Raw genomic sequence first — 25,846 nt, 5'->3', positions numbered from 1 at the left:
CTTGCGCGGCCCGGGTGTGGCTATGTGTTGACGGCACCCCCGGAAAGCGCGAGCGGCCACCAGTGCGCCACGCGCCGCCGGCCGGTCAACTCCCCCACCCCTGATGCCCGTACCGCCACGACGACGGTGAGCCGTGGGCTCCGCCCGCCTGCAACCGAGTGAGGAACCGCCCCTCTTGGCCCGAATCCGCACCATCAAGCCCGAAGCCTTCGTCTCCGAGTCCCTGGCCGCCGTCTCCCTGACCGCCGAGCGCACCTTCCTCGGCCTGCTCACCCAGGCCGACGACCAGGGCCGCCACCGCGACCATGCCGCGATCATCGCGGGACAACTGTGGGTGCTGCGCCCGGAACACGGGCCCTCGGACGTCGAGACGGACCTCGCCCAGCTCGCTGACGCCGGGCTGATCTGCCGCTACACGGGGCTGGACGACAAGCGGTACCTGCACGTCGTCACCTGGAGCCGGCACCAGAAGATCAACCGGCCCAGCAAGAGCCGCCTCCCGGCCTGTCCGCACCACGACGCCCCAGCCGCCGAAGCCACGCCAAGCGCCACGGGGGTCGGCTTCACGGAGCCCGCACTGCCGCCTCACGGAGCCCTCCGTGAAGCCGCACGCGAGATGCGCGAGCCCGCACCGAATCCGGGAACCGAAAGAGAATCCGCAGGTCAGGACGGATTCACGGAGTCCTCCATGAGGGCCCGCGGAGGACGCCCGGAACCGTCGGTGAAGCCTCACGGTACGGATCTAGGACCTAGGATCATGGACCTAGGAAGTACCCCTTCGGGGGGCGCAAGCGCCCCCGCACCCGATACCGTCTCGGCCCGGAAGCTGATCGCCGAGTACGTCGCTGCGTGCGCCCACCGTCCACCAGCTGGCGTCCTGGACCATCTCGGCCGGGAAGTGCGCAAGATGCTCGACGAGGGCATCGCCCCCGCCCACATCCGGGCCGGACTCGACCGCCACCGGGCCAAGGGCCTGCATCCCAGCACCTTGCCGAGTCTCGTCCACGAGGCCATGAATGCCGCGCCCGTGCCGGTCGGCCACACGCCGTGGACGAACCCCAGCGACATCGACGCCGCCTACGGAGGTGACCTCTGACCGCCACCCTCACCCGAGAGCCCCGCCAGGTCGGTCCGCTCGCCAACCGGCTCAACACGATCCTTGCCACCCGCGGTATCGACCCCCGCGTCACAGCCGAGGAACCGCCGCCCGAGCCCGTCACGGCACTGGAACTCGCGGACGCCCGGATCCCCGCCCGCTACCGCCGTGCCCTGGCCGACCACCCGCAGATCACCGCCTGGGCCGACCACGTCGCCGGAGCAGGACGCCCTGGCCCCGGAGGTCCGGGCATCGCGGAGGGCCCGTCGCTGCTGATCGCCGGCCCCACCGGCACCGGCAAGACCCACCAGGCGTACGGCGCCGTACGCGCCCTCCTCACACGGGGCGTCCGCCTGCGCTGGGAGGCCACCACCTCCGCAGACCTGCACGCGCGGCTCCGCCCCCGCGCCGGCCACGACGGCGAACGGGAACTGCAGACGCTGGCCCGCTGCCCCCTGCTGCTCCTGGACGACCTCGGCGCGGCCAAGACCAGCGAATGGACCGAGGAGCTCACCTACCGGCTCATCAACCACCGGTACGAGCACATGCTCCCCACCCTCATCACCACCAACCTCCCCACCGCCGAGCTACGCACCGCGCTCGGCGACCGCGTCGCCTCCCGCCTCGCCGAGATGACCGAACGCGTCATCCTCACCGGCCCGGACCGACGCCGCACCGCGCCCGCCGTCTGACGACAGCCGCGCCTCCCCTTCCCACTCTCACTTCACCCGCCCGCGTACAGGCATGCCTCGACCACGCGGGCCCATGGAGGCCCCCCATGACACCTCGCACCACCACGCCCCTGAGCGCCGAAGCGACCTCCACGTCGTTCGTGGCGCACTGGCTAAATTCCTCCATGGCAGCCCTCTTGCTGCTCGTCCCCGTCGCCCTTGCCTCTGTATGTCTGCTGTGGCAGAGCGCCCGAAAGCGTGCCAACGGGCGGCGACGCGGAACCGCCGCAGGTTGGCTCGCCGCCATCGCTGCTGTCGGCTGCACCGCCTACAGCGCCAGTACGAGTTGGCGATTCGCCGCCGACTACCTCGACATGCACAACACCGTCGAGCGCTGTGCCTTCTTCGCCACGGGGGAACTCGCCATGGTCGCCTACGCGGTGATGGCCCGCCAGAACCTGCACGGGCCACGGCAGGCCGCCGGTCTCCCCGCCGTCCTCGTCTGGGTGCTCGCCGCCGTGCTGACCATCCCCGCCTACGCGGAGCACGGCCTCGTCGGCGGCACCTGGAACGCCTTCTTCGGCCCCGTGATGGCGGCAGCGATGTGGCACCTGGCCATCGGGACCGAACCGCGCCATCGCACCCCCGCCGCCAAGCCCGCGTAGGCGTCCACCCCTGCGCCCCTCGCTCCCTCACCGCAAGTCCCACCGCACCAAACTCGGAGAAATCTGGCTTGCCCTCCCCCACCCCGAAAGCCCCAGCCGCCACGCACAGCGCCCGCACCGTCCGCGCCGGCATCGCCCTACTCGCCGCCGTAGCCTTCGCCCTCTCCTACGACGCCCTGCGCCAGATGGCCGTCGCAGGCCACGTACGCGGCCTGCTCACCTACCTCTTCCCGCTCGTGATCGACGGCTTCATCGCCATCGGCATCGTCGCCCTGCTCATCCTCCGCACCGCCCCGCGACGCTCCCGCTGCTACGTGTGGATGCTCGTCGGCGTGGCCACCGGCACCAGCATCGCCGCCAACGTCGTACACGCCGTCGGCCTCAACGAGGGAACCCGCCTCCGCCTCAACAACGCCACCGCGGGCGCTCTGTCCGCCATAGCCCCGCTCGCCCTCGCCGGCGCCGTCCACCTCTACCTCGTGATGAACCGCCACCTCGCCTCTGGCGGCGCCATGGCGGAAACGTCCCCGGCTACGCCGCCCGCCACATCCGCCACGCCAGGGGACGACCGTCCGATCCGCCAGGAGCAAGCGGACGACGTCGCCACCGCTCCTTCCACCAAGGCCGACCCCAAGCCCGAAGCAGACGCCACGATCACCAAGTCGCCACCGGCGAAGGCGAATCGGAAGAAGGGCGAGCGCAAGACCACCGCTCCCGACACGGTGCTTTGGTCAACGGCCCGCGCCATCGGAGCCGAACACGGCACAGTGCCCCGCACCACTCTGGAGGCCGCGATCAGGGCCCAGGGCTACACGATCCAAAAGGACCGCGCCAAGGAGATCGCCAACGCTGCCACGGCGGAACTCTCCTCCATCGCCAACACCGGCGCTGCCGCATAACCGCCACGGCGGAATACCCGGCCTTGGCGGAAGACCACCGCCAACGCCGGGCGCCGCCACTCGCACTTCGCCACCTCTACTCACACCACTCGGCGGCTCTTCAACTCGATTGCACCAACAGCTCGGCCAACTACGCCGCGGCTCTTCCTCACGGCCCTCGACCAGGGCGACGAACAGCACTTCTACCCGGCTCCACAACCACACACGCCCACTATCCGCACACTCCCTGGAGACACACTTCATGCCTGACCAGCACCGCGAAGACCCCACGACCCCCGAGAATGCACTGACGAGTAACCCTGCCTCAGGCGGAGCAAGTTGTACCGGGAGCAATGCTCCCGACGGTCCCGCCCCAGGGGTGGCGGGAACTGCCCGGTGCCAGGGGGCACCGGACAGTCAGGCTGCGACCGAGGGCGGATCGCAGCCGGGAGGGAAAGGGCAGGCCGAGTCCCTCTCGAAGAGACGTCAGCGCGCGCGTCTGCCGCGAGAGCGCAAGCGCCTGAAGCAGCCCAGCTGCCGTATGAACGACACCGAGTTCAAGCGATTCACTGATGCCGCCGCCTACTGCGACATGTCCAACGCCGCGTTCCTCGCCTACGCCGTCGACAAGACAGCCCGCGACCTGACCCGTACCGCCGCCGAGATCGCCACCGAACGGACTGTCATCGACGAGCTGTTCGCCGCCCGCCGCCACCTGGGCCGCATCCACGGCCTGTTCAACCAGGTCGCCAAGGCCCTCAACTCCGGCGCCGACGCACCCCAGCTCGGCGCTGCGACCGAGGCCGTCCGCCGCGCGGCCAGCCGCATGGAGGATGCCGCCGATGCCCTGCTCGCCCACCGCGACGGCGGCGCCCCGGAGTGATCCCCCGCATCCACAAACGCGGCAGCAAGACGATCGGGCTGATCCGCTACCTCTACGGCCCCGGCACCAAAGAGGAACACATCGACCCGCACCTGGTCGCGGCCTTCGACCCGCTCACCCCCGACCCCGGCCGCGACCCGAAGGCCACGTACGAGCAGCTGCAGCGCCTGCTCGACCAGCCCGTCACCGCCCTGCCCGCCAGCAAGCGCCCCGAGAAGCACGTGTGGCATTTGTCCGTGCGCGCCGCCCCGGAGGATCCGCCCTTGTCCGACGAGGACTGGGCGGCCATCGCCCGCCGCATGGTCGCCATCACCGGCATCGCCCCCGACGGCGACGAGCAAGCCTGCCGGTGGGCCGCCGTCCGCCACGCCGACGACCACATCCACATCATCGCCACACTGGTCCGTGACGACGGCCGCCGACCGCGCCTGCACAACGAAGCCCGTCGCGCGCAAGCCGAGTGCCGCCGTATCGAGGCCGACTATGGGTTGCGCCGCGTCGCGTCCGGGGACGGCACCGCCGCCAAGCCACCCACCAGCGCCGAGCGCCACAAGGCCGAACGCGAAGGCAGGGAGCAACCGGCACGCGAGGAGCTCCGGGAGACCGTTCGCCGCGCGGTCGCCGGCGCCACGAGCGAGGAGGAGTTCTTCGACCGGCTGGCCTCCGCCGGCCTGCTGATCCGCAAACGCGTCGCACCCTCCGGCGACCTGCTCGGCTACAAGGTCGCCCTCCCGGACAACCGCAACGGGAACAAGGAGCCGGTCTTCTACGCGGGCTCCACCCTCGCCCCCGACCTGTCCCTGCCTCGCATCCGCAAGCGCTGGGCCGATGACACCGACACGGCCTCCGTCCAGGCGGCGGGCCATGCGCCGAGCGGTCCGGCAACAGCGCGGCGGCGGGCGGCCGGAGCCGTATGGCAGGCCATGCTGATCATCGAACACGGTGAGGACGCTCAGGTGGCTGCGCACATCGCCGCCGCCGGAGAGGTCCTGGACGCGCTCGCCAAGACCTCAGCCGCCCGCACCCGCGCCCAACTCCGTGAGGCCGCCTTCGTGTTCGAGCGGGCCACACGATCCCACATCAAGGCCGTACGCGGGCACGACCGTGCCCTGCGCCAGGCCGCCCGCGACCTGGTCTACAGCGGACCCGCGCTAGGCCGCGGAGAGGACGGCGCGACGACCGCGATGGTGATCGACATGCTGTTCTTCCTCGTCACCGCCGCCGCCCACTGGCACGCCAAGAAGAACCACGCCCAGCAGGCGGCCGCAGCCCGCCAGGCCGCCGACCACCTGCGCGCCGCCTACCAGGCCGCCGCCGACGTCCCGCTGACCATGCTGTACCAGCGTGGCCGGCGCCTGTCCCAGCCCCTGCGCCAGAAGCAGGCCGCCCATCTGCGTCAGGCGATGCCGGAACTAGCAGAACAGGTCCTGGCCGAGCCGGGCTGGTATGCCTTGGCCGCCACGCTCGCCGACGCCGAGGCCGCCGGACACGACCCGACCGCGCTCCTGGCAGAGGCAGGTGGACGGCGAGAGCTGCACACCGCGGACTCCGTCAGCGACGTGCTGGTGTGGCGGCTGCGGCGCATGGCCGGCCTGCCCGCCGACGCGACCGCGATGCCCGAACCCACCACAACCACCGCCAGGGGCAGAGGTAGTACCGCCCAGCCCTCGCCCAGCCGGGACGACCGACTCGGCAAGTCACGGTGAATCAGCACATACAACGGTGCCCCTCTGCCAAGACCAAGGCAGAGGGGCACTGCAGTAGGAGCGGGTGGTCAGTCGGCGGCCTGAACCTTGGCCAGCGCCTTCTCCAAGTTGGCATCCACGAGCCCCGGCGAACCGGAGACGACCACCAGGACGTTGCCGGTGCGGACCGCCGTCTGCTTGACGACGCTGCGCTGCCCGCCAACCGAGTAGGTGAGCAGCTGACTCCACTGCTCGTCCCCCAGATCAGGAGCCGTCGCCTTGTCAGTGCCCATGTCGATGACCGTGCTGCCCGACACCACCTGGTACGCGGGACAAGAGACCATCGCATCGAAGATCTCCCCGATGCTCTTGGAGAGCTTCGCAGTGGTGTCGCTGTACAACTCCTCCGACACCTCTGAGTCGGCGCCGGCGGAATAGGTGAAAGACACCTTCGCCTTGCGCGAGAAGCCGAGGCTGGCACCGGTCGCCGCCTCCGCGCCAAGCTTCTCCAGCGCCGGGCAGCCGATCACAGTCACGGCGTCGTGCGCTGCCGGTCGCTGCGGCAGGCGGGTGTAGCCCTCGTCCAGGTCACTCCCGTCCAGGAGCAGCTTGGCCAGTGCGGCCGAGGACAACGGCGCCGACGCCGAGGCGTTCTCGGACGGCGCGGTCGCGGAGGGCGCCGGGAAGAAGGAGGTGCTGCCGGTCGAGCAGGCCGCCAGGGCCAGGACCGCGAGGGCGCTCAGGCTGAGGACGGTCATGGTGTGAAGACGCAAGTGAACCCCTAAGTGGCGTGCGAAACCGACGGGTTGACCAGGCCGGCCTTTCGGGCGCCGGCAGGACAAGGGGGTGTAGGGGGTTCGGGAATTCAGTGGCCGAGGTGGCGCAGGCCCTCTTCGAGGGTGGGGTGGAACCGGTCGGCCGGACCGGAGTGGCGGTTGTACCAGGCCGCGTCCAAGCCGGGCTCCTTCGTCGTGTGGCCGGCCCGGCAGCGCAGCCAGACCGAGTCGTCGCGCAGGCACAGGACGATCCAGTCCCGGTAGGCGCCGCACTCGGGGCACGTGCGGACCTCGCCATCGACGACGAGCGGCTGCAGCCAGCGCATCATCAGCCCGGCCACGTCCTGACGCGAGGGAACCCGTAGGCCCGGCGGCAGGAAGTCGGACGGCGGAGTCTGTGGCGCTGCCAGTGTCTCCGCGCCGGAGGCGGGATCCGGCAAGGGCCACTCAGCATGCATCTGCAGCAGTTCGTAGCCCGCACGCTGGGCCTCACGGAACGCACGGTCCGCGCGAGCGCGTCGAAAGAACAAGGACTCTTCCTCTCTGTCGTACAGCAGGCACGGGACCGGCCTCACACCTGTGACATGCAACTCATGGAAATCGGCGACGAGCACCGCCACAGGCCCCTTCGGACAGCGAGATGCTCAGCCCCGCCGGACCACGGTGAGGCGGCCCTGCGCACTCTCGGGCAAGGTGAGGCGGGGCACCGGGACCGGTGAGGCGAGCGAGGCGGCGAAAGCAGCGACCAGGTCATGCGGGACGCCGGCGCTGAAGCTCGCACACCACAGATTCGGGGCACCGACAACGGGTTCAGCCCACGCCTGCCAGCCCATCAGGTCAGGGCGTGGATCGGCGTCCTCGATGAGCGGCGGCAGCATCCCCAGAGAGATGCAGGCAGAGAGCCCGGGGTCCATGGCGGCGGTGTGGGGGCGGTCCACGTCCCGGATCCAGCCCCGGGCGATAGGCGCGTCGAGGACCGTCTCGGGCCGTTCAAAACCCGTGTCCGGGGCCTCGCGTGCATCGAGCGCGATGAGGAGGTCGGAGAGCGCCTCGTGCGGAACGCCGGCGGTGAAGTACGCGTTCCACTCCGCCATCGCGGAGGCCGCGTGCGAGCGTGCGCTCAGCTGCCAGGCAACAGGCAGGCCACCCAGTTGGAACGGGTGGCTGGCGAGGATCCACTCGGCTCCCCGCAGTCCGTCCGGGCTCACATGGAGCAGAGTGTTGCGGGCGGTGGGCCACATGCGCCAGCCGAGGTCGGCCAAGGTGTCGCCGATCCGCTCGGCGAGTACGCCATCGTCACCGGCCAGGTGCCGCGGGGTGACCCAGTACATCGGGTCCGGAGAGTCGGGGCGGAGGTGGTCGCTGGAATGGTGCGGGTGCAGGGGCGCCTCCGGGGGCTCGGGAGTGGGTTTTCCAGCAGAGCGTTGTACGTTGACATGCTCTGCCCCAGCGCACCAGTCCTTTCGCGACCTTTCCTGTCTGCCCCCGGCGAACTTTGTCCTTTGACATCGAAGTTAGTCGTGTGCAGCCCGCTGACCTGGGCCGACTAAGTTGGATGTCAACGATTCTGCTCGTGCTGACGCTGTCCGGGGTCGTGTGTATCGGATGTAGTGGCGGATGCTGTCGTATGTGACCAAGTAGTCGTGGTGGTCAACGTCCTCTGGGCACTCCTACGCGACGGGCGGTGCTACGAGCTCACCCCGCCCAGTGCTCTCGCGGCTTGACAGGCAGCATTAGGAATCACTGTCAACGGACAACTGTCCGCCGTCATCTCATCGAGGCTCGTTCCGATTCGGAACAACAACGCTGTCCCGTGACGGAACATATAGTAGGACTCCGTTAGGTCTGTCTCGATCTTGGTGTCGTGTGTGTCCTGACGGGCAGGGTTTGGTGGCAGGTGGTGCAGATGCCGGTCCAGCACCTCAAGGCGTCCTGGAGGGCGTCGAGGACTTGGTAGAGGGTGAGACAGGTCCGGGCACTTTTGGGGCCAGGCGCTGTTCGGTGAGGAAGGCGTGGGCTGCGGTCACGAGGGTGACGTGGTGGTGCCAGCCGGGCCAGGACCGGCCTTCGAAGTGGTCCAGGCCCAGGCCGTGTTTGAGTTCGCGGTAGTCGCGCTCGATGCGCCAGCGGACCTTGGCCAGACGGACCAGGTCGGCAACGGGTGTGTCGGCAGGCAGGTTGGACAGCCAGTAGTCGGTCGGTGCGTCGGCGTCGGCGGGCCATTCGATCAGCAGCCAGCAGTCCGGCAGGACCCCGTCCCACCAGCCCTGTTCGGCCGAGGCGGCGGCTTTGATCGGACGCTCGACGGCCTTGCCGGCCGGGCGGACACGCACCGCGGCGAAGCGGGAGCGTAACTCTCCTCGCGAGCCGTTGCGCCAGGTAAGAGGGGTGAATGCTTCCTGTCCGAGGTCGGCGGCCAGGGCTGCCATTGACGGCGCGGCCTGCCGGTAGCGCGGCTGGGGCCAGCAGCCGATGGGCCCGTTGCGGGCCGGGGCCACGGGTTTCGCGTCGAAGGGGTGGGCGCTCACATCCGAGCGGACGGCCAGGACGTAGGCCAGTCCTCGCTCGGACAGCGCGGTCCGCAGGTGGGCGTTGGTGCCGTAGGCCGCATCGGCCACCACGGCCGGCGGCCTCATGCCCCAGGTGGCGAGCGTGTCGAGCATGTCCAGGGCCAGGCGCCACTTCTCGCGGTGTGTGACCTCGGGTGGGATGCGGGTGACGGTCCGGCGGCCGGCGTCCGAGGCCCATTCCCGGGGCAGGAACAGGCGCCACTGCAGCGGGCAGGAGGCGGTGTCGGTCGCGGCGTGGACACTGACCGCGACCTGGCAGTTGGCCCGCTTGCCCAAGGCGCCGCAGTACTGCGGCGCCACCGCGACCGACATCCTCCCGTCCTTGGGCACGGACACATCGTCGATCACCCAGGCCACCGGGCGGATGAGCGGCAGCATCCGCTCGGCGATCCGCCGCTGCACCGGCATGGGATCCCAGGTCGACTGGTTCACGAACTGCTGCAGGTTCTGCTCGTTGCCGTCCGGCAGCCGCGAGGCCATCGCCTGGATGGACTTGCGGCGGCCGTCCACCATCAGTCCCCGCAGATAGCAGTCACCCTTGGCCCGCTGGTCCCTCCGCGGCACCGACGCGAACACATCAGCGACGAAGAACGCCAACGCCGCCCGGACACGGTTCACTTCATGTGCGTCCACACACCCAACATGCTCCCAAACAGGCCCGGCAGGAAGACCTAACGGAGTCCTAATAGAGGCCGTACTAAAAAGGGACAGACAACGCCCCAAAGTTGGATGGGGCTCCGTCCTGAGAAGCTGTGAACGGCCCCCACCCGATCCGGCGCTACGCCTTCGTGGCGTACTCAACGAATGCCGCCCAGCTGCTTCGCTGGACGGCCAGCACTCCCCGACCGCGCGCCTTCGTGTCCCGAACCAGTACGTGCTCAGGGTCGTTGTCGGCCACTTCGACGCAGTTCTGTGTCTCTGTGTAGGAGCTGGTTCGCCAGTTCGGGGTCATGGGCTGCATGGTGCGCTCTCCTAGTCGCTCGGCATCTGATCGAAGTGCTGGATCGCTGTGGAGATGAGGTCTCGGACGGCGGTGCCGTAGACTGCTGACTGTTTCAAGAGGGCGAACGCCTTGGTGTACAGCTCGATTTCTCGGGGCTGCGTGACGGAGAGCTCCGCTGAGTAGGTCTCGACGAGGACGAGCCGGTCATCGAACATCGAGAACGCGTTGCCCGGCCATATGGAGGTTGGCGCCGACCTGGGAACAATGCCCAGGCTGAGGCGAGGGAGCCTCATCACGGCCAGGAGGCGGTCAAGCTGCCCTCTCATCACTTCCGGGCCGCCGAAGTTGGTGTACAGGGCCTGTTCGCCGAGCAAGACGTTGAATATGCGATCCCCTTGGTACAGGTACTGCTGCCGCTCCAGGCGCTTCGCCACGGCCGCTTCGGCGTCGTTGGGAATCTCGTAGTAGCTGACGCCCTGCTGGAAGACCTCGGCGGCGTACTCGGAGGTCTGGAGAGTTCCCCAGACGACCGTGGGGTGCCAGATGCGGAAGACCTTGGTTCTGGCATACACCGGAATGGCTTGGCGCTGCCGCTTCTCGACGCCGGTCTGGAGTTGTCGGCGCCACTCAAGCCACAGCTCGTCGACATGACGGACGATCGCGACCAGGTCCCCCAGCTGGTCACCCTGGCCGGTCATCTCGCACCAGACGCGGATGTCGTCCTCGCTGGGGCGCTGCTTGCCGTTCTCGATGCGGGAGACCTTCGACTCCTGCCACGAAGTGGCACGCGCGAATGCCCGGCCGCTGGTGAAGCCGGCGTCCTTGCGGAAGCCGCGCAGCCGGGCACCGAGCGCTTGCAGTGCCTCTTCTACTTGCGTCGTCACGGGTCGGTCAGGGCTTGTACTCGGGGTGGGGGACGGCGGCGGACCACAGCAAGTCCCGCAGGCGCACGCACTCGGCCACGGTGTCCGGGGCCTCGACGATCTCCGACCCGAGCACTCTGCCGTCGGAGTCGAAGTGGCCTACGGCGAGAAGGCGGTCGTCATACAGCCACCAGTCGTTGCCTCCCACAGGGAAGGCGATGCCCTCCGGCAAGCGGTGTCGGGGTAGCCAGCGAATCTCCTCGCCGGCCTCCTCGTTGAGGGCGGTGGTGGCGTACTCCCACTGGATGTAGGGAGTGTGCGGCTCGGTGACGACGCGGACGCGCCGGACGGTCTTCCCTTCCCCGGTGACGCGTCGAATGAGCTGCGCCCACGGTTCCATGTAGGAGTAGTCGACGGTCCCACCGCGCAGCCAGCTCGTGAACGGGCTGTCCTCGTCGGGGACGGAGTAGTCGTCCCGCAGCTCCAGATGGAATGCGTCCTGCGCGAAGCTCTCAAAGAGCTGGTTGCGCTCGGCGCTGGAGATCAGCTCCACGCGGTTCCTCCAGTAGGGCGGTGATCGCGGCCTTGGGGACCTCGACCACGGTCTCGTAGTCCGGAATCTCCATCTGGGCCAGAGCCTCGGGGTTGGTCACCTCGCGGCCCTGAACGACGAACGTACCCCCCGGCGTCAGGATCATGATCGGGTCTTCGAGACGCCTGATCTCCCCCGCCGGCAGGCCGTCTTTCGTGAGGTGCTCGAACAGCTCCGTGGGCACCTCCACCGCCGTCTCCCCCTCGGAGATGTCGAGTTGCATCAACAGGTCGTTCGCGAAGATCTTCCAGCCCTGGACGAGGTAGGTGTCCCGGTCTGTGGCGTACAGGGTCGGGCAGTCGCCGACCGTGGAGTTCTTACCAAGGAACCGTAGCTTCATGGTCGTTCTCCTGTCTGCTGCCTTGCTCGGGTTTGCGCGACACGATGATGGTCGAGGAGGCGTTCGAGCCCGTCAATCGGCTTGCTGCAAACTCGCGCAATCTCCTTGGGACTTGGGTGACGGCCGCTCTACGTTCGTCTGCGAACCGAGCAACCGAGGCAGCCGCCCTGGTTGCGGTACGGAGGGGAGATGCGTGATGGCCACCGTGCCCGACGAACGCAAGGCTCCAGCCGTCGACTGCCTGTCCATCGACACGGAGCTGATCGGGGACAGCACCGACGCCGCACTGAAGATGGAGCTGAGCACCTCCACCCGCGAGGACATCAACGCCAGGACGGCGGCCATCATTGAGCAGCTGGGCCTGCTTCTCGGCCAGGAGCTGGGCGCCGACGAGGACCCCGCCGTCAGGGACCTGTGCAGACAGGCATACAGGCTGCTGAAGCTGTCCGAGCGGCCCACGAAGGAGACCCCGGCCTTCAGCGCCTTCTTCTTCATGCGGGACCTGGCCAGCCTGACCCGCCGTCTGCTGTGGGTGTACGCGGAGGAAGACGGCCATGCGCCCTAACCACCCCATGCTGCTTCACCGCTCGCCCGCGCATGCGCGTGCCGCCTTCGGTCCCGAACCAGGCTTCTGGTGCGAGTGGCGTCACGCCGACGGCCGGCGCATCAGCTCGACCGCGCGGCCGACCCCTGCCTCGGCTGTCCGATGGGCCCGAATCCAGATCCGCATCATCGCCTCGGCCGTCGAACCGGCGTTCATCGACCCGCTCGTGGACCTACGTGACCAGGGATGGCGTGACGCCGCCTCCGCCCTGAAGCAGGGAGCAGACTTCACGCTGCCACTCGCAGCAGAACCGCACTCCTTCGTGTGGCACGCACGTCCCGTCACCTTTCTGCCCCTCGTCGGCGGCCACCCGAGGCCGCATCTCCCGGGAGGCGGTCGGACATGGGTTTGAGGCCGGGTGAGTTGTGGGGCCGTTTCGACTGGCAGAACGGAAGCTGCTTCAGGTGCGAACAAACCGGCGTTCCGGTAGCAGAGATCGGCGACATCACTGTGGCAGACAGGGCCTTTCCCCTCTTCGCGTGCCAGCGGTGCGTCTTCAGGCTCGAACAGCTCCACTGGACGATGAGCGAGCGAGCCATCCGCAGGCAGCGCGCCCCCAGCTCCTCGCTCGCGCAGACTTACCCCGACGGCCAGTGGCCCACCAGCGCGCCACTCCACAGACCGCCCGCCCACATCGCGTAGGAAGTCGGCCGCGCTCTGGGCGAGCCTTCAAACCCCGCTCCCGCTGTTCGAACTGAAGGCTCTCCCTGGCCTCAAAACGACAGGTCACAGCGGGAGCGGGCCAGCCGCAACGAACTACTCCGGCGCGGGTCGCCTGACTCGCCTCCGCCCCTCTGTACGGCCCGTCCCCCAACCCATCGGCGCACGCCGCCGAGAAGGAGAACGCTCGTGGATGACGTCCCCGACATGACGACCCGGAACCACGACAGTGCCCCTGTGCCCGACCAGCAACTGCGCGACGCGATGGTGCAGCGGCTGATCGAACTGGGCGCCGCACGCAGCCCCCGCTTGGTGGCCGCGTTCCGCTCGGTCCCCCGGCACCTGGCCACTCCCGAGGTGGACATGGCCAGGACCTACGACGCCGAGTACGCCGCTGTGACGAAGACGGACGCCACAGGCGTGGACATCAGCTCGGTGTCCGCTCCGCGCATCCAGGCGATGCAGATCGAGCAGGCCGATATCCAGCCGGGGATGAGCGTCCTGGAGATCGGCTCCGGCGGCGTGAACGCGGCCTATCTCGCCGAGCTGGTGGGGGAGCACGGCCGCGTCATCACGATGGACATCGACCGCGATGTCACGCAGCGTGCGAAGGACTTTGTCAAGGCGACCGGTCACCGGAACGTCACCGTGATCACCGCCGACGGAGAGCACGGCGCGCCCGGCCATGCGCCGTACGACCGCATCCTCGTCACCGTGCAAGCAGCCGACATCCCGCCGACCTGGATCCACCAACTCAAGGAAGGCGGTCGGCTCGTCGTCCCGCTGCGGATGCGCGGCATGACGCGCACCATCGCCTTCGTCCGCGACGGCGAGCGTCTGGTCAGCGACGGGTTCGAGCTGTGCGGTTTCGTGCCGATGCAGGGCGCCGGCGAGAACCGGGTGCGCCTGGCTGTCATCCACGACACGGACGGCGAGGAGATCGCCCTGCGCCTGGACGGCCACCCCGAACCCGACACCCAGGCCCTGCGTGCCGCGCTGCGCACCACGGGCGCCGAGGCGTGGTCCGGCGTGACGCTCGCAGGCGATGAGTCCAACGAGCATCTGGACCTGTGGCTGACGACCGCCCTGGACAACCTCCCCTTGATGGCGGCGAAGCCCGCCGCCCGGCAACGCGGCCTGGTCGCTTCCGCCTCGCCGCTCGGCGTGCCGACCCTCGTGGATGGCGACAGCTTCGCCTACCGCACCGTCCGCGCCACCGACGACCCCGACCGGTTCGAGCTGGGCGCGGTCGGCCACGGGCCGCAGGGCAAGGCCGTCGCCGAGCGCCTGGTCGAGGAGGTCCAGACCTGGGACCGCGCCCATCGCGGTCACCGTGCGCACATCGAGGTCCACCCGGCCGGAACCCCGGACGACCAACTCCCCGCAGGCCGCGTCATCGACCGGCTGCACACGCGGATCACCATCTCCTGGCCGTGACGCCGCCCGCGTTGCGATCAGGGCGTAAGACACATCCACACACCTCTGCAGACGAGGAGAACGCGATGGCACCGCAGAACACAGGCACCACCCTGAAGGCCGCCACGGACTTCGGGGCCGCCGCAGACTCGGACTTCGACCTCCGTATCGAGACCGTCGCCTCCGCCCCGGTCCTCAGCTCGCTGCTGAACGACACCAGCGACAACTGCGGCTCCACCTGCCAGTCCGCCTGCTCCAACAGCACCTGCATCGGCGGCTGACCCGCCGCGCGGGGGCCGGGCCGAGGCTCCCTGCCGGTCCGGCCCCCACACCGTCGTGACGATGAAGGAGGCATGTCCCATGTATCGCGCTATTGACGCGGGAGTGATCAGAGCTTCGGTGTTCCCGTTGACGGCGACGCTGCCTCCCTGGCCAGATCTGTACGGCGACGCGTCCGCCGACGTGCACCGGTTGCAGGAGTGGATCGCCCAGGTCTGGACGGATGACACCGTGGCCGCTGCGATCGAGGTCGCCACCCCCCTCCTTGCCGACACTGTCCGCAAGGTGCTCGGCGGAGAACCCCGGCGACCACGGATCATCAGGCGCACAGCTGTCTCCCTGGCCCGCTACCTCCTGCGGATGCAGCACCGCGCCACGCCGTTCGGGCTGTTCGCCGGGCCCGCCCCTATACGTGTCGGGCGTACAGCCCGAGTCCAGTGGGGCGCCGAACACCGCGCCTTCGCGTGCGCCGACGCGGTGTGGCTGAAGGACGTCATCACCGTCCTGGAACGCGACCTGGAGGTGGTGCGGCACCTGCATGTCATCGCCGACCCCACCTGCACCGTGCACGGGGGCAGCATCACTGTGCAACACCAGCCGGGCGACGCTGACGGCCCCACCGATACACGGCTACGGCGCACCCCGGCCGTCGAAGCGGTACTGGCTCTGGCCCGTACGCCCATCACGGTCGGCGACCTCACGGCCAAGCTGTCCAGCGATTATCCCGAGACCCCGCCTGTGATCGAGGACATGCTGCGCAGCCTTGTCGAGCACCGGGTGCTTCTGAGCAGCCTGCACGCCCCTATGACGTGCGACGACGCACTCGGTCACCTGGTCGACCAGCTCGAAACAGCCGAAGCCGCCTCTGACACGGCCAGGAAGCTGCGGCAGATTCGCACACTCCTCACCGCCCACAACAGCGGCCCACTGGACAACCAAAAGTCTCTCCGTGCACAGGCCGGCGCAAGGATGACCGCCCTCACTGGCATCACGGACCGCACCCTGGTCGTCAATCTACGGCCCGACTGCAACATCGTCCTGCCGGAGATCGTGACCCGTGAGGCGGAGCGCGCCCTGGAGGTCATGGCCCGGATCACGCCATACCCGAACGGCTCCCCGGCCTGGAACGACTACCAGGCGCGGTTCCTTGAGCGCTACAGCATGGGCGCCATCGTCCGCTTGCGTGACCTCAGCGACCCAGACACCGGCCTCGGCTTTCCAGTCGGCTACCGCGGGACGGTCCTGAAGCGCCCGGTGCTGACAACGAGCCGTCGCGACGAATACCTCCTCGCCCTCGCCCAGAACGCAGCCCTCAACGACCAGCGCGAGATCGTCCTCAGCGAGGAGGACATCCAGGCGCTGTCCCTCGGCGAGCCCGACCAGGTTCCCGCGCACGTCGAACTGTGCTTCACCGTGCTGTCGCCTTCCCTGAAGGACCTGGAGCGCGGCCGGTTCGCCCTGAGCACGGCCGGGCTCTCCCTCGCGGCCGGCACCACCACCGGCCGCTTCCTGACCATGCTGGAGCGACCCGACCGGGAGCGGATGACCGCCGCGTACGCCGACCTGCCGACGCTCACCGCCGACGCCGCCCGAGGCCAGATCTCCAGCCCGCCGCTGCGGCTGCCCACGTACAACGTCGCCCGCGCCCCTGCCGTCGTGCCGAACGTGCTGTCCGTCAGCGAGCACAACCCGCACGCCACACTCGACCTGGACGACCTCGGCGTCGTCGCCGACTCCCAACGCCTGTACCTGGTGCAGTTGGCCACCGGTCGACCGATCGAACCGTCGGTCATGAACGCCGTGGAACTCGCCAACGCCACCCACCCACTGGTCCGCTTCGTGTGCGAACTGCACCGCTCGCACGCCGCGGTCCTCCTCCCCTTTGTCTGGGGCGCGGCGGCCCAACTGCCGTTCCTGCCCGAAGTGCGCGTCGGCCGCACCATCCTGTCCGCCGCGTGCTGGCGACTACGCGCCCGAGACCTCGGCGGAGACAACTGGGCCTTCCGCTTCACCGACTGGCGCATCCGCTACGGCGTGCCGCGCACCGTCTACGTCGGCAGCGACGACCAACGGCTGCGCCTGGACCTCGACATCCCCGCCCACGTCCAGCTCCTTCAGGCCGAACTGGACCGAAACGGAACGGTGGTGCTGCACGAGGCGCCCCCGGAGAGAGCGTTCGGCTGGGTGGGACGCTCGCACGAGATCACCGTGCCCTTCGCCACCGACCAGCCACCCACCCCCACGCCCCTCTCCCGGACGACGACCGTGGTGAGCCGCACCTCCGGCCGGATACCAGGCGCGAGCGAGTGGGCGTACCTCAAGCTGTACGGCAACTCCGACCGCGTGCCGGAGGTGCTGACCACCCACCTGCCGCGGCTGCTGAGCGACTGGGGAGCCGAGGGGCCGAACTGGTGGTTCACCCGCTACGCCGACCCCGACGCCCACCTGCGACTGCGGCTCCGCCTGTCAGACCCGCACGCCTTCGGTGACGTCGCACAGCGCGTCGCCGCGTGGGCCGCAGAGTTACGCGCCGAGGGCCTGATCCAGCGCGTGCAATGGGACACCGACGAGCCGGAGACGGGTCGCTACGGCACCGGCACCGTCCTGGAGGCCGCCGAACGGTTCTTCGCCGCGGACTCCGCCGCCGCCCTCGCGCAGATGGCCCTTCCCATCCCCGATCGCCTGCGGCCTGCAGTCACCGCCGCCAGCTTCGTGGACATCGCCGACACTTTCCTCGGCTCACCCGCAGACAGCCGAACATGGCTCACGGCCAACCTCCTGAAGAACGACGGCGACCCCGCACCCCGTGACGTACTCACCACGGCGATCCGTCTCATCACCCCGGACCCCGACCGCGCCTCCCTGCAGTCCCTGCCGGACAGCGCCTACGTCGCCACAACGTGGGCCCTGCGCCGAGACACCCTCACCGCCTACCACCAGGCCCTCAAAGCCAACGGTGCCGACCCAGCCGCCGTACTGCCATCCCTACTGCACATGCACCACAACCGCGTTGCCGGCATCGCCCCGGACGGCGAAGCCACCTGCCGCCGCCTCGCCCGCGCCGCCGCCCTGTCCTGGACCGCCCGCAACCAAGGAGCCCCGCGGTGACCACTGCCCCCGACGCCGGCCTGGCCACCCGGCAGTCCCTCGCGCACGGCACCCTCGGCATCACCCTGCTCCACATAGAACGAGCCCGGCGCGGGCTCGCCCTATGGCAGTCCGTACACCGGCGACTCGCCGCCATTCGCCCTCTGATCGACGGAGACGATGCAAGCCTGTTCCTTGGCGCGCCCGCGATGGCGTACGTCCTGCACCTCGCCGCCTCCGACAGCGACCGCTATGCCGAAGCCCTGCACACACTGGACGACGTCGTCGCCGCACACACCCGCCGCCGTCTGGCTTCCGCCCACGCCCGCATCGACCAGGGCTGCCATGCCGGCTTCGCCGAGTACGACCTGTTCCGCGGCCTGACAGGGCTCGGCGCCCTCCTGCTGCGCCGCCGACCGGACAGTGACGAGCTGAAGGCTGTCCTGGAGTACTTGGTCCGGCTCACCGAACCAGTTGCCGGGCCCAAGGGCGAGCCGCTCCCCGGCTGGTGGGTCGGACACGCCCCGGCCAGCGATAAGTCGGCAACGCCGGGCGGTCATGCCAACGCCGGTCTCGCCCACGGCATCACCGGCCCGCTCGCCCTCCTCGCCCTCGCCAAGCGCCACGGAGTCACCGTGACCGACCACGACACCGCCATGACCCGCATCTGCGGCTGGCTCGACCGCATCCGCCACAGCGACCACCGCGGGACCCGCTGGCCGCGCTGGATCACTGAGACAGGCCACGCACCCGTACAGCCAACCGCACCGTCCTGGTGCTACGGGACTCCCGGCCTGGCTCGCGCACAGCAGCTTGCAGCAATGGCTCTTGCCGACGCCGACCGCAAGCGGATGGCTGAACGCGCCCTCCTCTACTGCCTGGCCGACCCGCCTCAACTCAACCAACTCACCACCCGCGGCCTGTGCCACGGAGTCGGCGGCCTGCTACGCACCGTCCAACGCGTCGCCGAGGACGCCGAGACACCCACCGCGTTCACCGACCGACTCCCCGTACTCCGCGAACGCTTCCTCGCCCTCAGCCCTCCCAAGGAACCTGGCTTTCTCGAAGGAGCGGCAGGGGCAGCCCTGGCATGCCAAGGCGCCGTACCGGGTTCCGAGCCCGCCACTGAATGGGACAGCTGCCTGCTCTTGTGCTGAGGAGTGAAGTGGAGCACAAAGACCCCGGCGTGCTGGAGGACGCGGTGCTGTCCGTCCTCACCGGCACGCCTGTCAAAGAAGCAGCTGCCAGAGCCGGCACGACCCCTGCCCGACTAGCCGAGGCGGTCGAGCGCTACCGCGCCGCCGGCCGGGCCGCACTCGGCACCCCACCCACGGACTGGCATCAGGTGAACATCGAGTTTGCCGACTATCCCAACGCAGATCGCGCCTTCCGCACCCATCTCCTGTCAGCCCTGAACACCTGGCCGGTTGCAGCATGGTGGTTCGTGCGCAAGTACCCCTGCTGGCGCCTACGCGTCCAGCTGGCCCTGGGGGCGAGGACCGAGGACACCGTCGAGCACGTCTCCAAAGCCCTCGACAACGCCCTGTCCTGCGGTGCGGCCACTTGGTGGTGGCCCTCCCTGTACGAACCGGAATCCGTCGCGTTCGGTGGCCCGCGCGGCATGAGGCTCGCCCATGCCCTGTTCCACGCCGACAGCGTCGGCGTGCTCCGCTACTACCAGCACGTCACCGACGCCCCTGGGGAGTTCCTCGGGCCCAAGGAGACTTCCTTCCTCGTCACCACGCTGTTCCTGCGCGCCGCTGGGCTGGAGTGGGGCGAACAGGGAGACGTGTGGGGGCAGGCCGAAGCCAGACGGCCCCTGCCCACAGACATGTCCCCCGACAAGGTCAGCGGCATGGTGGGAGCGCTACGCCGGCTCCTGATGCTCGACGCCGGCCCAGCACTCTGTGACGGGCCCCTGATGCTTCTGCGTGCCTGGGTCACCAGCATGGAGCACGGCGCACAAGCCCTGGGCGCAGCAGCACGTGCGGGCGACCTTCAGCTCGGGCTGCGCGGCATCCTGGCCAGACACATCCTCTTCCACTGGAACCGCATGGGCTTCACCACCCGCCAGCAGGCCGTCTGGGCACGCGCTGCCCGGGAGGCAACCCTGGGGCGCTGACCAAGCCTTGGCGCCGGCTTCACCAGCACCAGCATGTGGATCTCACCTAGGCCAGGACGGCAGGCCGTACTGCTGGCCCGGAGCCCCGCAGCCGCAGCCCTCACACGGACGGTCTCGCGGCTGCACGTTGCGAAGCTGCGCGCTCGGGTTACCGCCCCGCCTACCCCGCCACTTCCCGGCCCTCTTCCTGGTCCTTCCCTTCTTCCCGGCCCTCTCCCTCGTCCCGGCCCTTACGCCTGCTCGGCCACGACAAGGAGAGCAGCAACACGGCCGCGATCAGCGCGGCCACGATGCCGAGGATCGTCTGCGCCGAGGTGAAGAAGTCGAGGATGTCGTTGTCATCGGCGGGTTGCGGAGGGGCGTACGGCTGGTCGGCACGCAGGACTGAATGGGCGAGGTCGACTGCGTGGCTGTTCCAGGCAGCCAGCGCCGGTGCTTCGAGATGTGCGGACACGACGAACACTCCAGTGTCGATCAAGGCACGCCGTAGTCAGGCATGCGGTAGAGGTGTTGGTGCGGTGGAGTGCCGTGCGGGCTATGGCGCGCAGGGCTGTGCGCGGTACAGCAGGACCGTGAGCGCGTGTGGCCGTGGGAGTGCCGCGGCGGGCAGCGGAGACCAGGGCGGCTGCGACAGGGCAGTGGTGCGCGTCAGACGCAGGACCAGGCCGATGACGTACAGCAGACGGTCCCACCAGCGGCGCGTGGTGGCTGCGACGGCGTACGACAGGCGGGCAGGCAGCCCGGAGGCGCTGCGGAAGAGGTGGATCAGGGCCAAGGCCGCGAGGAAGTTCAGCGCTGCCATGGCCAGCGGGTTGTGATGCCAGGCGGACGGCATCCGCAGGTGGTCGTCTAGTGCCGGCGCCGGAATCTCGGTGTCGGTGAATTCCAGCCAGGCGGGCAGGAATGCCTGTACGGCGGCCAGGGCGAGGGCACTTGCGCGGTCGGCGCCGGTGCGCAAGGCGGGGTACGCGCACGCCGCGAGCACGATCGCCGCGATTCCGAGCGCGGGCCAGGACAGGGAGGAGTCCGTCGCGGCGTGGTGCAGTCCGGCGGCCAGGAGTACGGCCGCCAGGGCAAAGCCGACCGCGCGGGCGGCGGTGCCGTTCGCGGTGCGGGCGTGTGCGATGGGGCCGGTCATGTCCGACCATCATGGCGCATCGCGTGCGAACCCTGGTGCGAATACGGCATTGCTGCCCTGCCCGTATGAAGGGCCCGAGCCGTATGAGGGGGGCGGCGCCGCACGAGGGGCCGGCACCATACAAGGCCCGCCCTGCGAACGACCGGCGTACACAAAGCGAATGCCGGAATTCTGGACGAGACGCCTCTTTGCGGATCCGGCCTCCGGTCGAGGTGAGCGATGTTCGATGATGGGCGGGCCATGACCATGCTCAGCTCACTCCGTACGCCGTCGCGCCGCGCGCCGCTTCCCGTTTTGCGGGCGGCCGTGTTCGCCGTCGTCGGGACGGTGCTCGGGGTGAGCGCGCACCATCTGGTTGCCCAGGGGCCCGCGCCGTGGCGGCAGAGTGCGCTGGCGGCCCTGGTGCTGTTCGGGGTCGGTCTCGTCGGTACGCGGCGGCCCCGTTCGCTGGCCACGGTGGTGGTGACGTGCGGGGCGGCGCAGGCGGGGCTGCATCTGTGGCTGATGGCTGAGCACGCAGACGCCGTAGCGGCACCCATGGCCATGCCGGGGCACCTGCATCACGCGGCCGGCGCCCACCAGGCATGGCACGAGCGCCCGCACGACTCGCTGGCCATGACGGCCGTACATGCCGCAGCGGCCGTACTCGTCGCCGTGCTGTTGCACCGCGCGGACACCGTCTGCTGGTCACTGGCGCGCGGTCTGACGACGACCGTCGACGCGGCCCGCGCCCGGATCGCCACGACCCGTGCACTGCTCGGCGACGGCCCCGCCTCGGCGGCGGAGCAAGGGCTGCCGGCGCGCGCCCTCATATGGCTGGAGCGGCCACCGCCCGACGAGGCGGTGCTCGCGTACACGGTGGTACGGAGGGGGCCTCCCCAGGCGGGTCTCACTCTCGCCAACTGACCATGCCGGGCGGTCGTTCCGAATGACACCGCCGCCCCGCGCTCCCCCACGCCTGGAGACATCCATGTTCCGTGCCGCCAAGACCACACACCGCACCGCGCGCCGCCTGACCCTCGCGCTGGGCGCGACAACTGCCCTGCTCCTCCTCACGGCTGTCCCGGCCGCCGCCCATGTGGAGGTCGAGGCCGACAAGGCGCAGGCCCTCGCCGAGAACGTCGAGCTCACCTTCGTGGCCGAGTCGGAGTCCGCGACAGCCGGCATCACCGAGCTGCGGGTGGTCCTGCCCGAGGGCATCGCGCCCGCCGACGTGACGTACGGCGAAGGCCCCAAGGGCTGGAAGTTCACCGCGAACGACGACGGCTACACCGTCAAGGGCCCGGCCGTGAAGACCGGCGAGGACGCCGAGTACTCGGTCGTCGTCCGGCAGCTCCCGGACGCGAAGGAGCTGGCCTTCAAGACGCTGCAGACCTACAGCGACGGCAAGGTCGACCGCTGGATCGAGCTGGGCGAGGCCAGTGGCGGCGGCCATGGCAACGAGGCTCCCGTCCTGGAGCTGAAGGCCGCCGCACCCGGCGCGAAGCCGGTCAGCCCCTCGCCCACCGAGTCCGAGAGCCCCTCCGCCGCGCCGACGCCGACAGCGACTGCCGAAGAAACGGACGCCTCGCCCTCCCCGCAGGCGGCCGACACCGAGAAGGATGACGACGGTGGGCTGTCGGCCGGTGCCTGGACCGGCATCGTCGCGGCGATCGTCGTAGTGGCCGCGGCAGTGGGCTTTGCCGTCGTGCGCCGCCGGGGCAGCGCCCAGCAGTAAGCCGGCAGCAATCGGAGCTCGCTTCGAGGGCCCTTGCATTCCCGGGCACATCGGGATGCGAGGGCCCTGGCATGTCCGCCGGGTCAGTCGTGTGGCGCCTTCCCGCTCACCCGGTGGTCCGCATGGCTGAGTGCCTCCACGACCAAGCGGCGCAGATGCCCGTCGCTGAGGCGGTAGTAGATGTGCCGCCCCTCGCGACGGGTATCCACGAGCCCGGCGAGCCGCAGCTTCGCCAGGTGCTGGCTGACCGCGGTGCGCGAGGCGTCGCAGTGCTCGGTGAGCGAACCGACGTCCGACTCGCCCTGCGCCAGCAGCCACAGCAGATGCAAGCGGGTGGCATCCGACAGCATGGCGAACACCCCGGTCGCTTCAGCGAGCCGCGCGCTGTCCGGAGCGCGCAGATGCGCATCGGCCGCAAGTGAGACGGGGTGGCTTTCAGGCATGAGGTCAGCCTAGAGCCACACGGCAAGGGCGGGGGGGTCCAGCCGCGTCCCGTCGACTTCCAGCCATCATGTGCGCAGGTGCGCACATGATGGCTACACTCGTCGAGGCCCATCGGACCAGACCGCCCGGACCGCCCCTCCCAGGAGCCGCCCGCATGCTCGCCGTCCTGCGCAACCGCATCTACCGCCACCTCTTCGCCGCCCAGGTGATCGCCCTGGTCGGCACCGGCCTCGCCACCGTGGCCCTTGGGCTACTGGCATACGACATCGCGGGCGCCGAGGCCGGTTCGGTGCTCGGCACCGCGCTCGCGATCAAGATGGTGGCGTACGTGGCGATCGCACCGGCCGTCGGCGCGGTCGCCGACCGAATACCGCGCCGGGCACTGATGGTGTCGGCCGACCTCATACGCGCCGGGGTCGCACTGATGCTGCCCTTCGTGGACCAGGTCTGGCAGGTGTACGTCCTGGTCTTCCTGCTCCAGTCCGCCTCGGCCGCGTTCACGCCGACGTTCCAGGCCGTCATCCCCGACGTGCTGCCCGAGGAGCGCGACTACACGCGGGCGCTGTCCATGTCGAGCCTCGCCTACGACCTGGAGAACCTGTTCTCCCCCGCCCTCGCGGCAGCGCTGCTGTCGGTGATGACATACAACTGGCTGTTCATGGGCACCGTGCTGGGCTTCCTCGCCTCGGCCGCGCTCGTGGTCAGCGTGGTTCTCCCCAAGCCCGTCACCGCTCCGGCCCCGCGCACGGGCGGTGCCTACGCCAAGGCCACCGCGGGCACCCGCCTCTTCTTCACCGTCCCGCAACTGCGCGCCCTGCTCGCGCTCGACCTCGTGGTCGCCACCGCGAGCGCGATGGTGATCGTCAACACCGTCGTCTACGTACGCGACTTCCTTGGGCGGCCCGAGGGCGCGGTGGCGCTCGCGCTGGGCGCGTTCGGCGCCGGGTCCATGATCGTGGCCCTCGTCCTGCCCCGCGTCCTGGACAGGGTCTCCGACCGGGTCGTGATGCTGCCCGCCGCACTGCTGCTCACCGTCGTGTTCACCGGACTCGGGGCCATCACCGCCGCGCCGGGCGGGAGTTGGCGCTGGCCCGCGCTGCTGATCGTATGGGCCGCGTTCGGTGCCGCGTGCTCCGCGGTGCTCACTCCGACCGGGCGACTCGTCCGCCGCTCGGCACCGGCCGAGCAGCGTACGGCGGCGTTCGCGGCCCAGTTCTCGCTCTCGCACAGCTGCTGGTTGCTGACGTATCCGCTGGCGGGGTGGCTCAGTGCGAAGGCCGGGCTGCAGGCAGCCGTGGTCGCGCTCGGTGGGATCGCCCTCGCGGCGTCCGTGCTGGCGGTGCGGCTGTGGCCGGCGCGGGAACCGGTGCACGTCGAGCACGAGCACACCGACCTCCACGACGGCCACCCCCATCTCGCCGATGCCACGCGGGTTGCGGGCGGTTGGAGGCACAGGCACGACTACGCGGCGGACGAGTTGCATCCCGTGGTGGCCGGGCGCGTGTGACGCCGTTGAGGGCTGCTGCCGCTCAGAAGGCTTAAGAGGCCCCTGTCCTCATGCGCGGACACAGCGGAGATCAGCCGGCCAGCAACCCTGTTCGACCCCCACAGCCTCGCCGATTGGCAACCGGAAGCCCTCTGAGGGTCAAGCCCCCTTTCCGAAGACAAGCACCTCCGTGGAGGCGACACCCATGGGCGCTAGGAAGCTGGCTTCCAGGCTGCAGCCGACGGTCGCGAAGAGGTCCACGCATGTCTGGCGAGGCATGGCGGCCGGGTAGGAGCCGTGCCCCGCGCCGCCCTTCGACGCCCAGGCGCGTACCGCGGCCGGATCCAGGCAGGTCTCCGTCATCACGTCGAAGACGATCCGACCACCGGGTCGTGTGACGCGCGCCATCTCGAAGAAGTAACGGGAGGCACAGAGGAAAGTCACGGTGTTGAAGACCTTATGGGCCTGAACGAGGTCGATGCTGGCGTCGGGTGTCGGGGCGAGACTGCTTCCTGCGGTCGGTTGGGCGACCACGCCGAATGTGTCCACCAGGTAGTCGGCCCAGGGCGCTGCCGTCTCGTAGATCTCGTAGCGGCCTGGTGAACACTCCTTCAGCGTCTTCTCCAGGTACCGCCCGGACCCGGGGCCGATCTCCAGCACCGTGTTCGGGCTGGCGGCGAAGACGCCGAGCGCGCCTAGTTCGTCGATGGTGGACTGGGTGGCGCCAGGCGTCCCGTTCATCACCTCGTCCAGGTAGTCACCGACCGGCATACCGGCCGCACGTGCAGCCCGCATCGTTGCCTCGAACGGCAGGAAGTCGTCGACGCCCCCCAGGTTGTTGGTGCTGCGCACGATGTCGAATCCAGCGCGCCCCAAGAGCCGCTTGACCCCCGACTTCAATAAGGACGTTCCCCCACCTGCTGCCCCCATC

At 69.6% G+C, this 25,846-nt stretch carries 27 protein-coding genes; 15 read left to right on the top strand and 12 right to left on the bottom strand.

All coding sequences use genetic code 11. From position 1 onward, the window contains the following. Positions 1-175 precede the first annotated feature (175 nt). The 6 genes from ACIBAG_RS07715 to ACIBAG_RS07690 all read left to right on the top strand — a co-directional run bounded on the left by ACIBAG_RS07715 (position 176) and on the right by ACIBAG_RS07690 (position 5,899). A complete protein-coding gene (locus ACIBAG_RS07715; protein WP_399102152.1) occupies positions 176-1,096 on the top strand; it encodes a hypothetical protein in 921 nt (306 codons plus the stop codon). Next, on the top strand, positions 1,093-1,788 hold the full coding sequence (locus tag ACIBAG_RS07710; protein WP_399103256.1) for an ATP-binding protein: 696 nt from the start codon (positions 1,093-1,095) through the stop codon (positions 1,786-1,788). The genes ACIBAG_RS07715 and ACIBAG_RS07710 overlap by 4 nt, the downstream gene beginning before the upstream one ends. Positions 1,789-1,874: 86 nt before the next feature. Continuing rightward, on the top strand, positions 1,875-2,432 hold the full coding sequence (locus tag ACIBAG_RS07705; RefSeq protein WP_399102149.1) for a hypothetical protein: 558 nt from the start codon (positions 1,875-1,877) through the stop codon (positions 2,430-2,432). A gap of 68 nt (positions 2,433-2,500) precedes the next feature. Then, positions 2,501-3,331 (top strand): DUF2637 domain-containing protein, encoded by an 831-nt coding sequence (locus ACIBAG_RS07700; RefSeq protein ID WP_399102147.1) that lies wholly within the window; start codon positions 2,501-2,503, stop codon positions 3,329-3,331. A gap of 520 nt (positions 3,332-3,851) precedes the next feature. Then, entirely contained in the window at positions 3,852-4,193 is a 342-nt protein-coding gene (locus tag ACIBAG_RS07695; protein ID WP_399102145.1) for a plasmid mobilization relaxosome protein MobC, read from the top strand. Further along, positions 4,190-5,899 carry a relaxase/mobilization nuclease domain-containing protein gene (locus ACIBAG_RS07690; protein ID WP_399102143.1) on the top strand — a complete coding sequence of 570 codons (1,710 nt, stop codon included), beginning with the start codon at positions 4,190-4,192 and terminating at the stop codon, positions 5,897-5,899. The genes ACIBAG_RS07695 and ACIBAG_RS07690 overlap by 4 nt, the downstream gene beginning before the upstream one ends. 68 nt (positions 5,900-5,967) lie before the next feature. Here ACIBAG_RS07690 and ACIBAG_RS07685 read toward each other — a convergent pair whose 3' ends face one another. The 8 genes from ACIBAG_RS07685 to ACIBAG_RS07650 form a co-directional block, all read right to left on the bottom strand. After that, the gene (locus ACIBAG_RS07685) at positions 5,968-6,636 is read right to left on the bottom strand and encodes a hypothetical protein (RefSeq protein WP_399102141.1); all 669 of its coding nucleotides are present in this window, start codon (positions 6,634-6,636) and stop codon (positions 5,968-5,970) included. 107 nt (positions 6,637-6,743) lie between these two features. Continuing rightward, complete coding sequence (locus tag ACIBAG_RS07680; RefSeq protein ID WP_399102139.1) at positions 6,744-7,184, bottom strand: hypothetical protein; 441 nt, start codon at positions 7,182-7,184, stop codon at positions 6,744-6,746. Positions 7,185-7,298: 114 nt separating this feature from the next. Continuing rightward, positions 7,299-7,985, bottom strand: a complete 687-nt coding sequence (locus ACIBAG_RS07675) for a DUF317 domain-containing protein (protein WP_399102136.1) — start codon at positions 7,983-7,985, stop codon at positions 7,299-7,301. 591 nt (positions 7,986-8,576) lie between these two features. Beyond that, positions 8,577-9,857 carry an IS701 family transposase gene (locus ACIBAG_RS07670; protein WP_399102135.1) on the bottom strand — a complete coding sequence of 427 codons (1,281 nt, stop codon included), beginning with the start codon at positions 9,855-9,857 and terminating at the stop codon, positions 8,577-8,579. 145 nt (positions 9,858-10,002) lie between these two features. After that, complete coding sequence (locus ACIBAG_RS07665) at positions 10,003-10,176, bottom strand: DUF397 domain-containing protein (RefSeq protein ID WP_399103253.1); 174 nt, start codon at positions 10,174-10,176, stop codon at positions 10,003-10,005. A gap of 20 nt (positions 10,177-10,196) precedes the next feature. After that, entirely contained in the window at positions 10,197-11,051 is an 855-nt protein-coding gene (locus tag ACIBAG_RS07660) for a helix-turn-helix transcriptional regulator (RefSeq protein WP_210534374.1), read from the bottom strand. 7 nt (positions 11,052-11,058) lie between these two features. Next, complete coding sequence (locus tag ACIBAG_RS07655; RefSeq protein WP_399102131.1) at positions 11,059-11,583, bottom strand: DUF6879 family protein; 525 nt, start codon at positions 11,581-11,583, stop codon at positions 11,059-11,061. After that, positions 11,543-11,962 (bottom strand): hypothetical protein, encoded by a 420-nt coding sequence (locus ACIBAG_RS07650; protein WP_399102129.1) that lies wholly within the window; start codon positions 11,960-11,962, stop codon positions 11,543-11,545. Before ACIBAG_RS07650 ends, ACIBAG_RS07655 begins: the two co-directional genes overlap by 41 nt. Positions 11,963-12,158: 196 nt before the next feature. On the opposite strand from ACIBAG_RS07650, the gene ACIBAG_RS07645 reads away from it, so the two are divergent. From ACIBAG_RS07645 to ACIBAG_RS07620, 6 genes are all read left to right on the top strand, one after another. Beyond that, on the top strand, positions 12,159-12,527 hold the full coding sequence (locus ACIBAG_RS07645; protein ID WP_399102127.1) for a hypothetical protein: 369 nt from the start codon (positions 12,159-12,161) through the stop codon (positions 12,525-12,527). 888 nt (positions 12,528-13,415) lie between these two features. Further along, the gene (fxlM, locus tag ACIBAG_RS07640) at positions 13,416-14,663 is read left to right on the top strand and encodes a methyltransferase, FxLD system (protein ID WP_399102125.1); all 1,248 of its coding nucleotides are present in this window, start codon (positions 13,416-13,418) and stop codon (positions 14,661-14,663) included. A 65-nt stretch (positions 14,664-14,728) separates the two neighbouring features. Beyond that, a complete protein-coding gene (locus ACIBAG_RS07635; protein WP_399102123.1) occupies positions 14,729-14,923 on the top strand; it encodes an FxLD family lanthipeptide in 195 nt (64 codons plus the stop codon). Between the two features lie 79 nt (positions 14,924-15,002). Then, positions 15,003-18,029 carry a lantibiotic dehydratase gene (locus ACIBAG_RS07630; protein WP_399102121.1) on the top strand — a complete coding sequence of 1,009 codons (3,027 nt, stop codon included), beginning with the start codon at positions 15,003-15,005 and terminating at the stop codon, positions 18,027-18,029. Continuing rightward, positions 18,026-19,165, top strand: a complete 1,140-nt coding sequence (locus ACIBAG_RS07625; RefSeq protein WP_399102119.1) for a lanthionine synthetase C family protein — start codon at positions 18,026-18,028, stop codon at positions 19,163-19,165. The genes ACIBAG_RS07630 and ACIBAG_RS07625 overlap by 4 nt, the downstream gene beginning before the upstream one ends. Before the next feature lie 8 nt (positions 19,166-19,173). Next, positions 19,174-20,130 (top strand): thiopeptide-type bacteriocin biosynthesis protein, encoded by a 957-nt coding sequence (locus ACIBAG_RS07620; RefSeq protein ID WP_399102117.1) that lies wholly within the window; start codon positions 19,174-19,176, stop codon positions 20,128-20,130. A 160-nt stretch (positions 20,131-20,290) separates the two neighbouring features. Here the strand turns inward: ACIBAG_RS07620 and ACIBAG_RS07615 are convergent, their stop codons facing one another. Then, a complete protein-coding gene (locus tag ACIBAG_RS07615) occupies positions 20,291-20,584 on the bottom strand; it encodes a hypothetical protein (RefSeq protein WP_399102115.1) in 294 nt (97 codons plus the stop codon). Positions 20,585-20,665: 81 nt separating this feature from the next. Beyond that, the gene (locus tag ACIBAG_RS07610) at positions 20,666-21,268 is read right to left on the bottom strand and encodes a hypothetical protein (protein ID WP_399102113.1); all 603 of its coding nucleotides are present in this window, start codon (positions 21,266-21,268) and stop codon (positions 20,666-20,668) included. A 240-nt stretch (positions 21,269-21,508) separates the two neighbouring features. On the opposite strand from ACIBAG_RS07610, the gene ACIBAG_RS07605 reads away from it, so the two are divergent. Beyond that, the gene (locus tag ACIBAG_RS07605; protein ID WP_399102111.1) at positions 21,509-22,174 is read left to right on the top strand and encodes a hypothetical protein; all 666 of its coding nucleotides are present in this window, start codon (positions 21,509-21,511) and stop codon (positions 22,172-22,174) included. Between the two features lie 64 nt (positions 22,175-22,238). Beyond that, entirely contained in the window at positions 22,239-22,985 is a 747-nt protein-coding gene (locus ACIBAG_RS07600) for a DUF1775 domain-containing protein (protein WP_399102109.1), read from the top strand. Positions 22,986-23,068: 83 nt separating this feature from the next. On the opposite strand, the gene ACIBAG_RS07595 is transcribed toward ACIBAG_RS07600, so the two are convergent. After that, positions 23,069-23,428, bottom strand: a complete 360-nt coding sequence (locus ACIBAG_RS07595) for an ArsR/SmtB family transcription factor (protein WP_399102107.1) — start codon at positions 23,426-23,428, stop codon at positions 23,069-23,071. Between the two features lie 155 nt (positions 23,429-23,583). Between ACIBAG_RS07595 and ACIBAG_RS07590 the strand changes: the two genes are divergently transcribed. After that, complete coding sequence (locus ACIBAG_RS07590; protein WP_399102104.1) at positions 23,584-24,936, top strand: MFS transporter; 1,353 nt, start codon at positions 23,584-23,586, stop codon at positions 24,934-24,936. Positions 24,937-25,074: 138 nt separating this feature from the next. Here the strand turns inward: ACIBAG_RS07590 and ACIBAG_RS07585 are convergent, their stop codons facing one another. Continuing rightward, positions 25,075-25,845 carry a methyltransferase domain-containing protein gene (locus tag ACIBAG_RS07585; RefSeq protein WP_399103251.1) on the bottom strand — a complete coding sequence of 257 codons (771 nt, stop codon included), beginning with the start codon at positions 25,843-25,845 and terminating at the stop codon, positions 25,075-25,077. Between the last annotated feature and the right edge of the window lies 1 nt (position 25,846).

This window comes from Streptomyces sp. NPDC051243, assembly GCF_044455405.1.
Taxonomy (GTDB): Bacteria; Actinomycetota; Actinomycetes; order Streptomycetales; family Streptomycetaceae; genus Streptomyces.
This window is presented reverse-complemented; position numbering and strand designations above follow the sequence as displayed.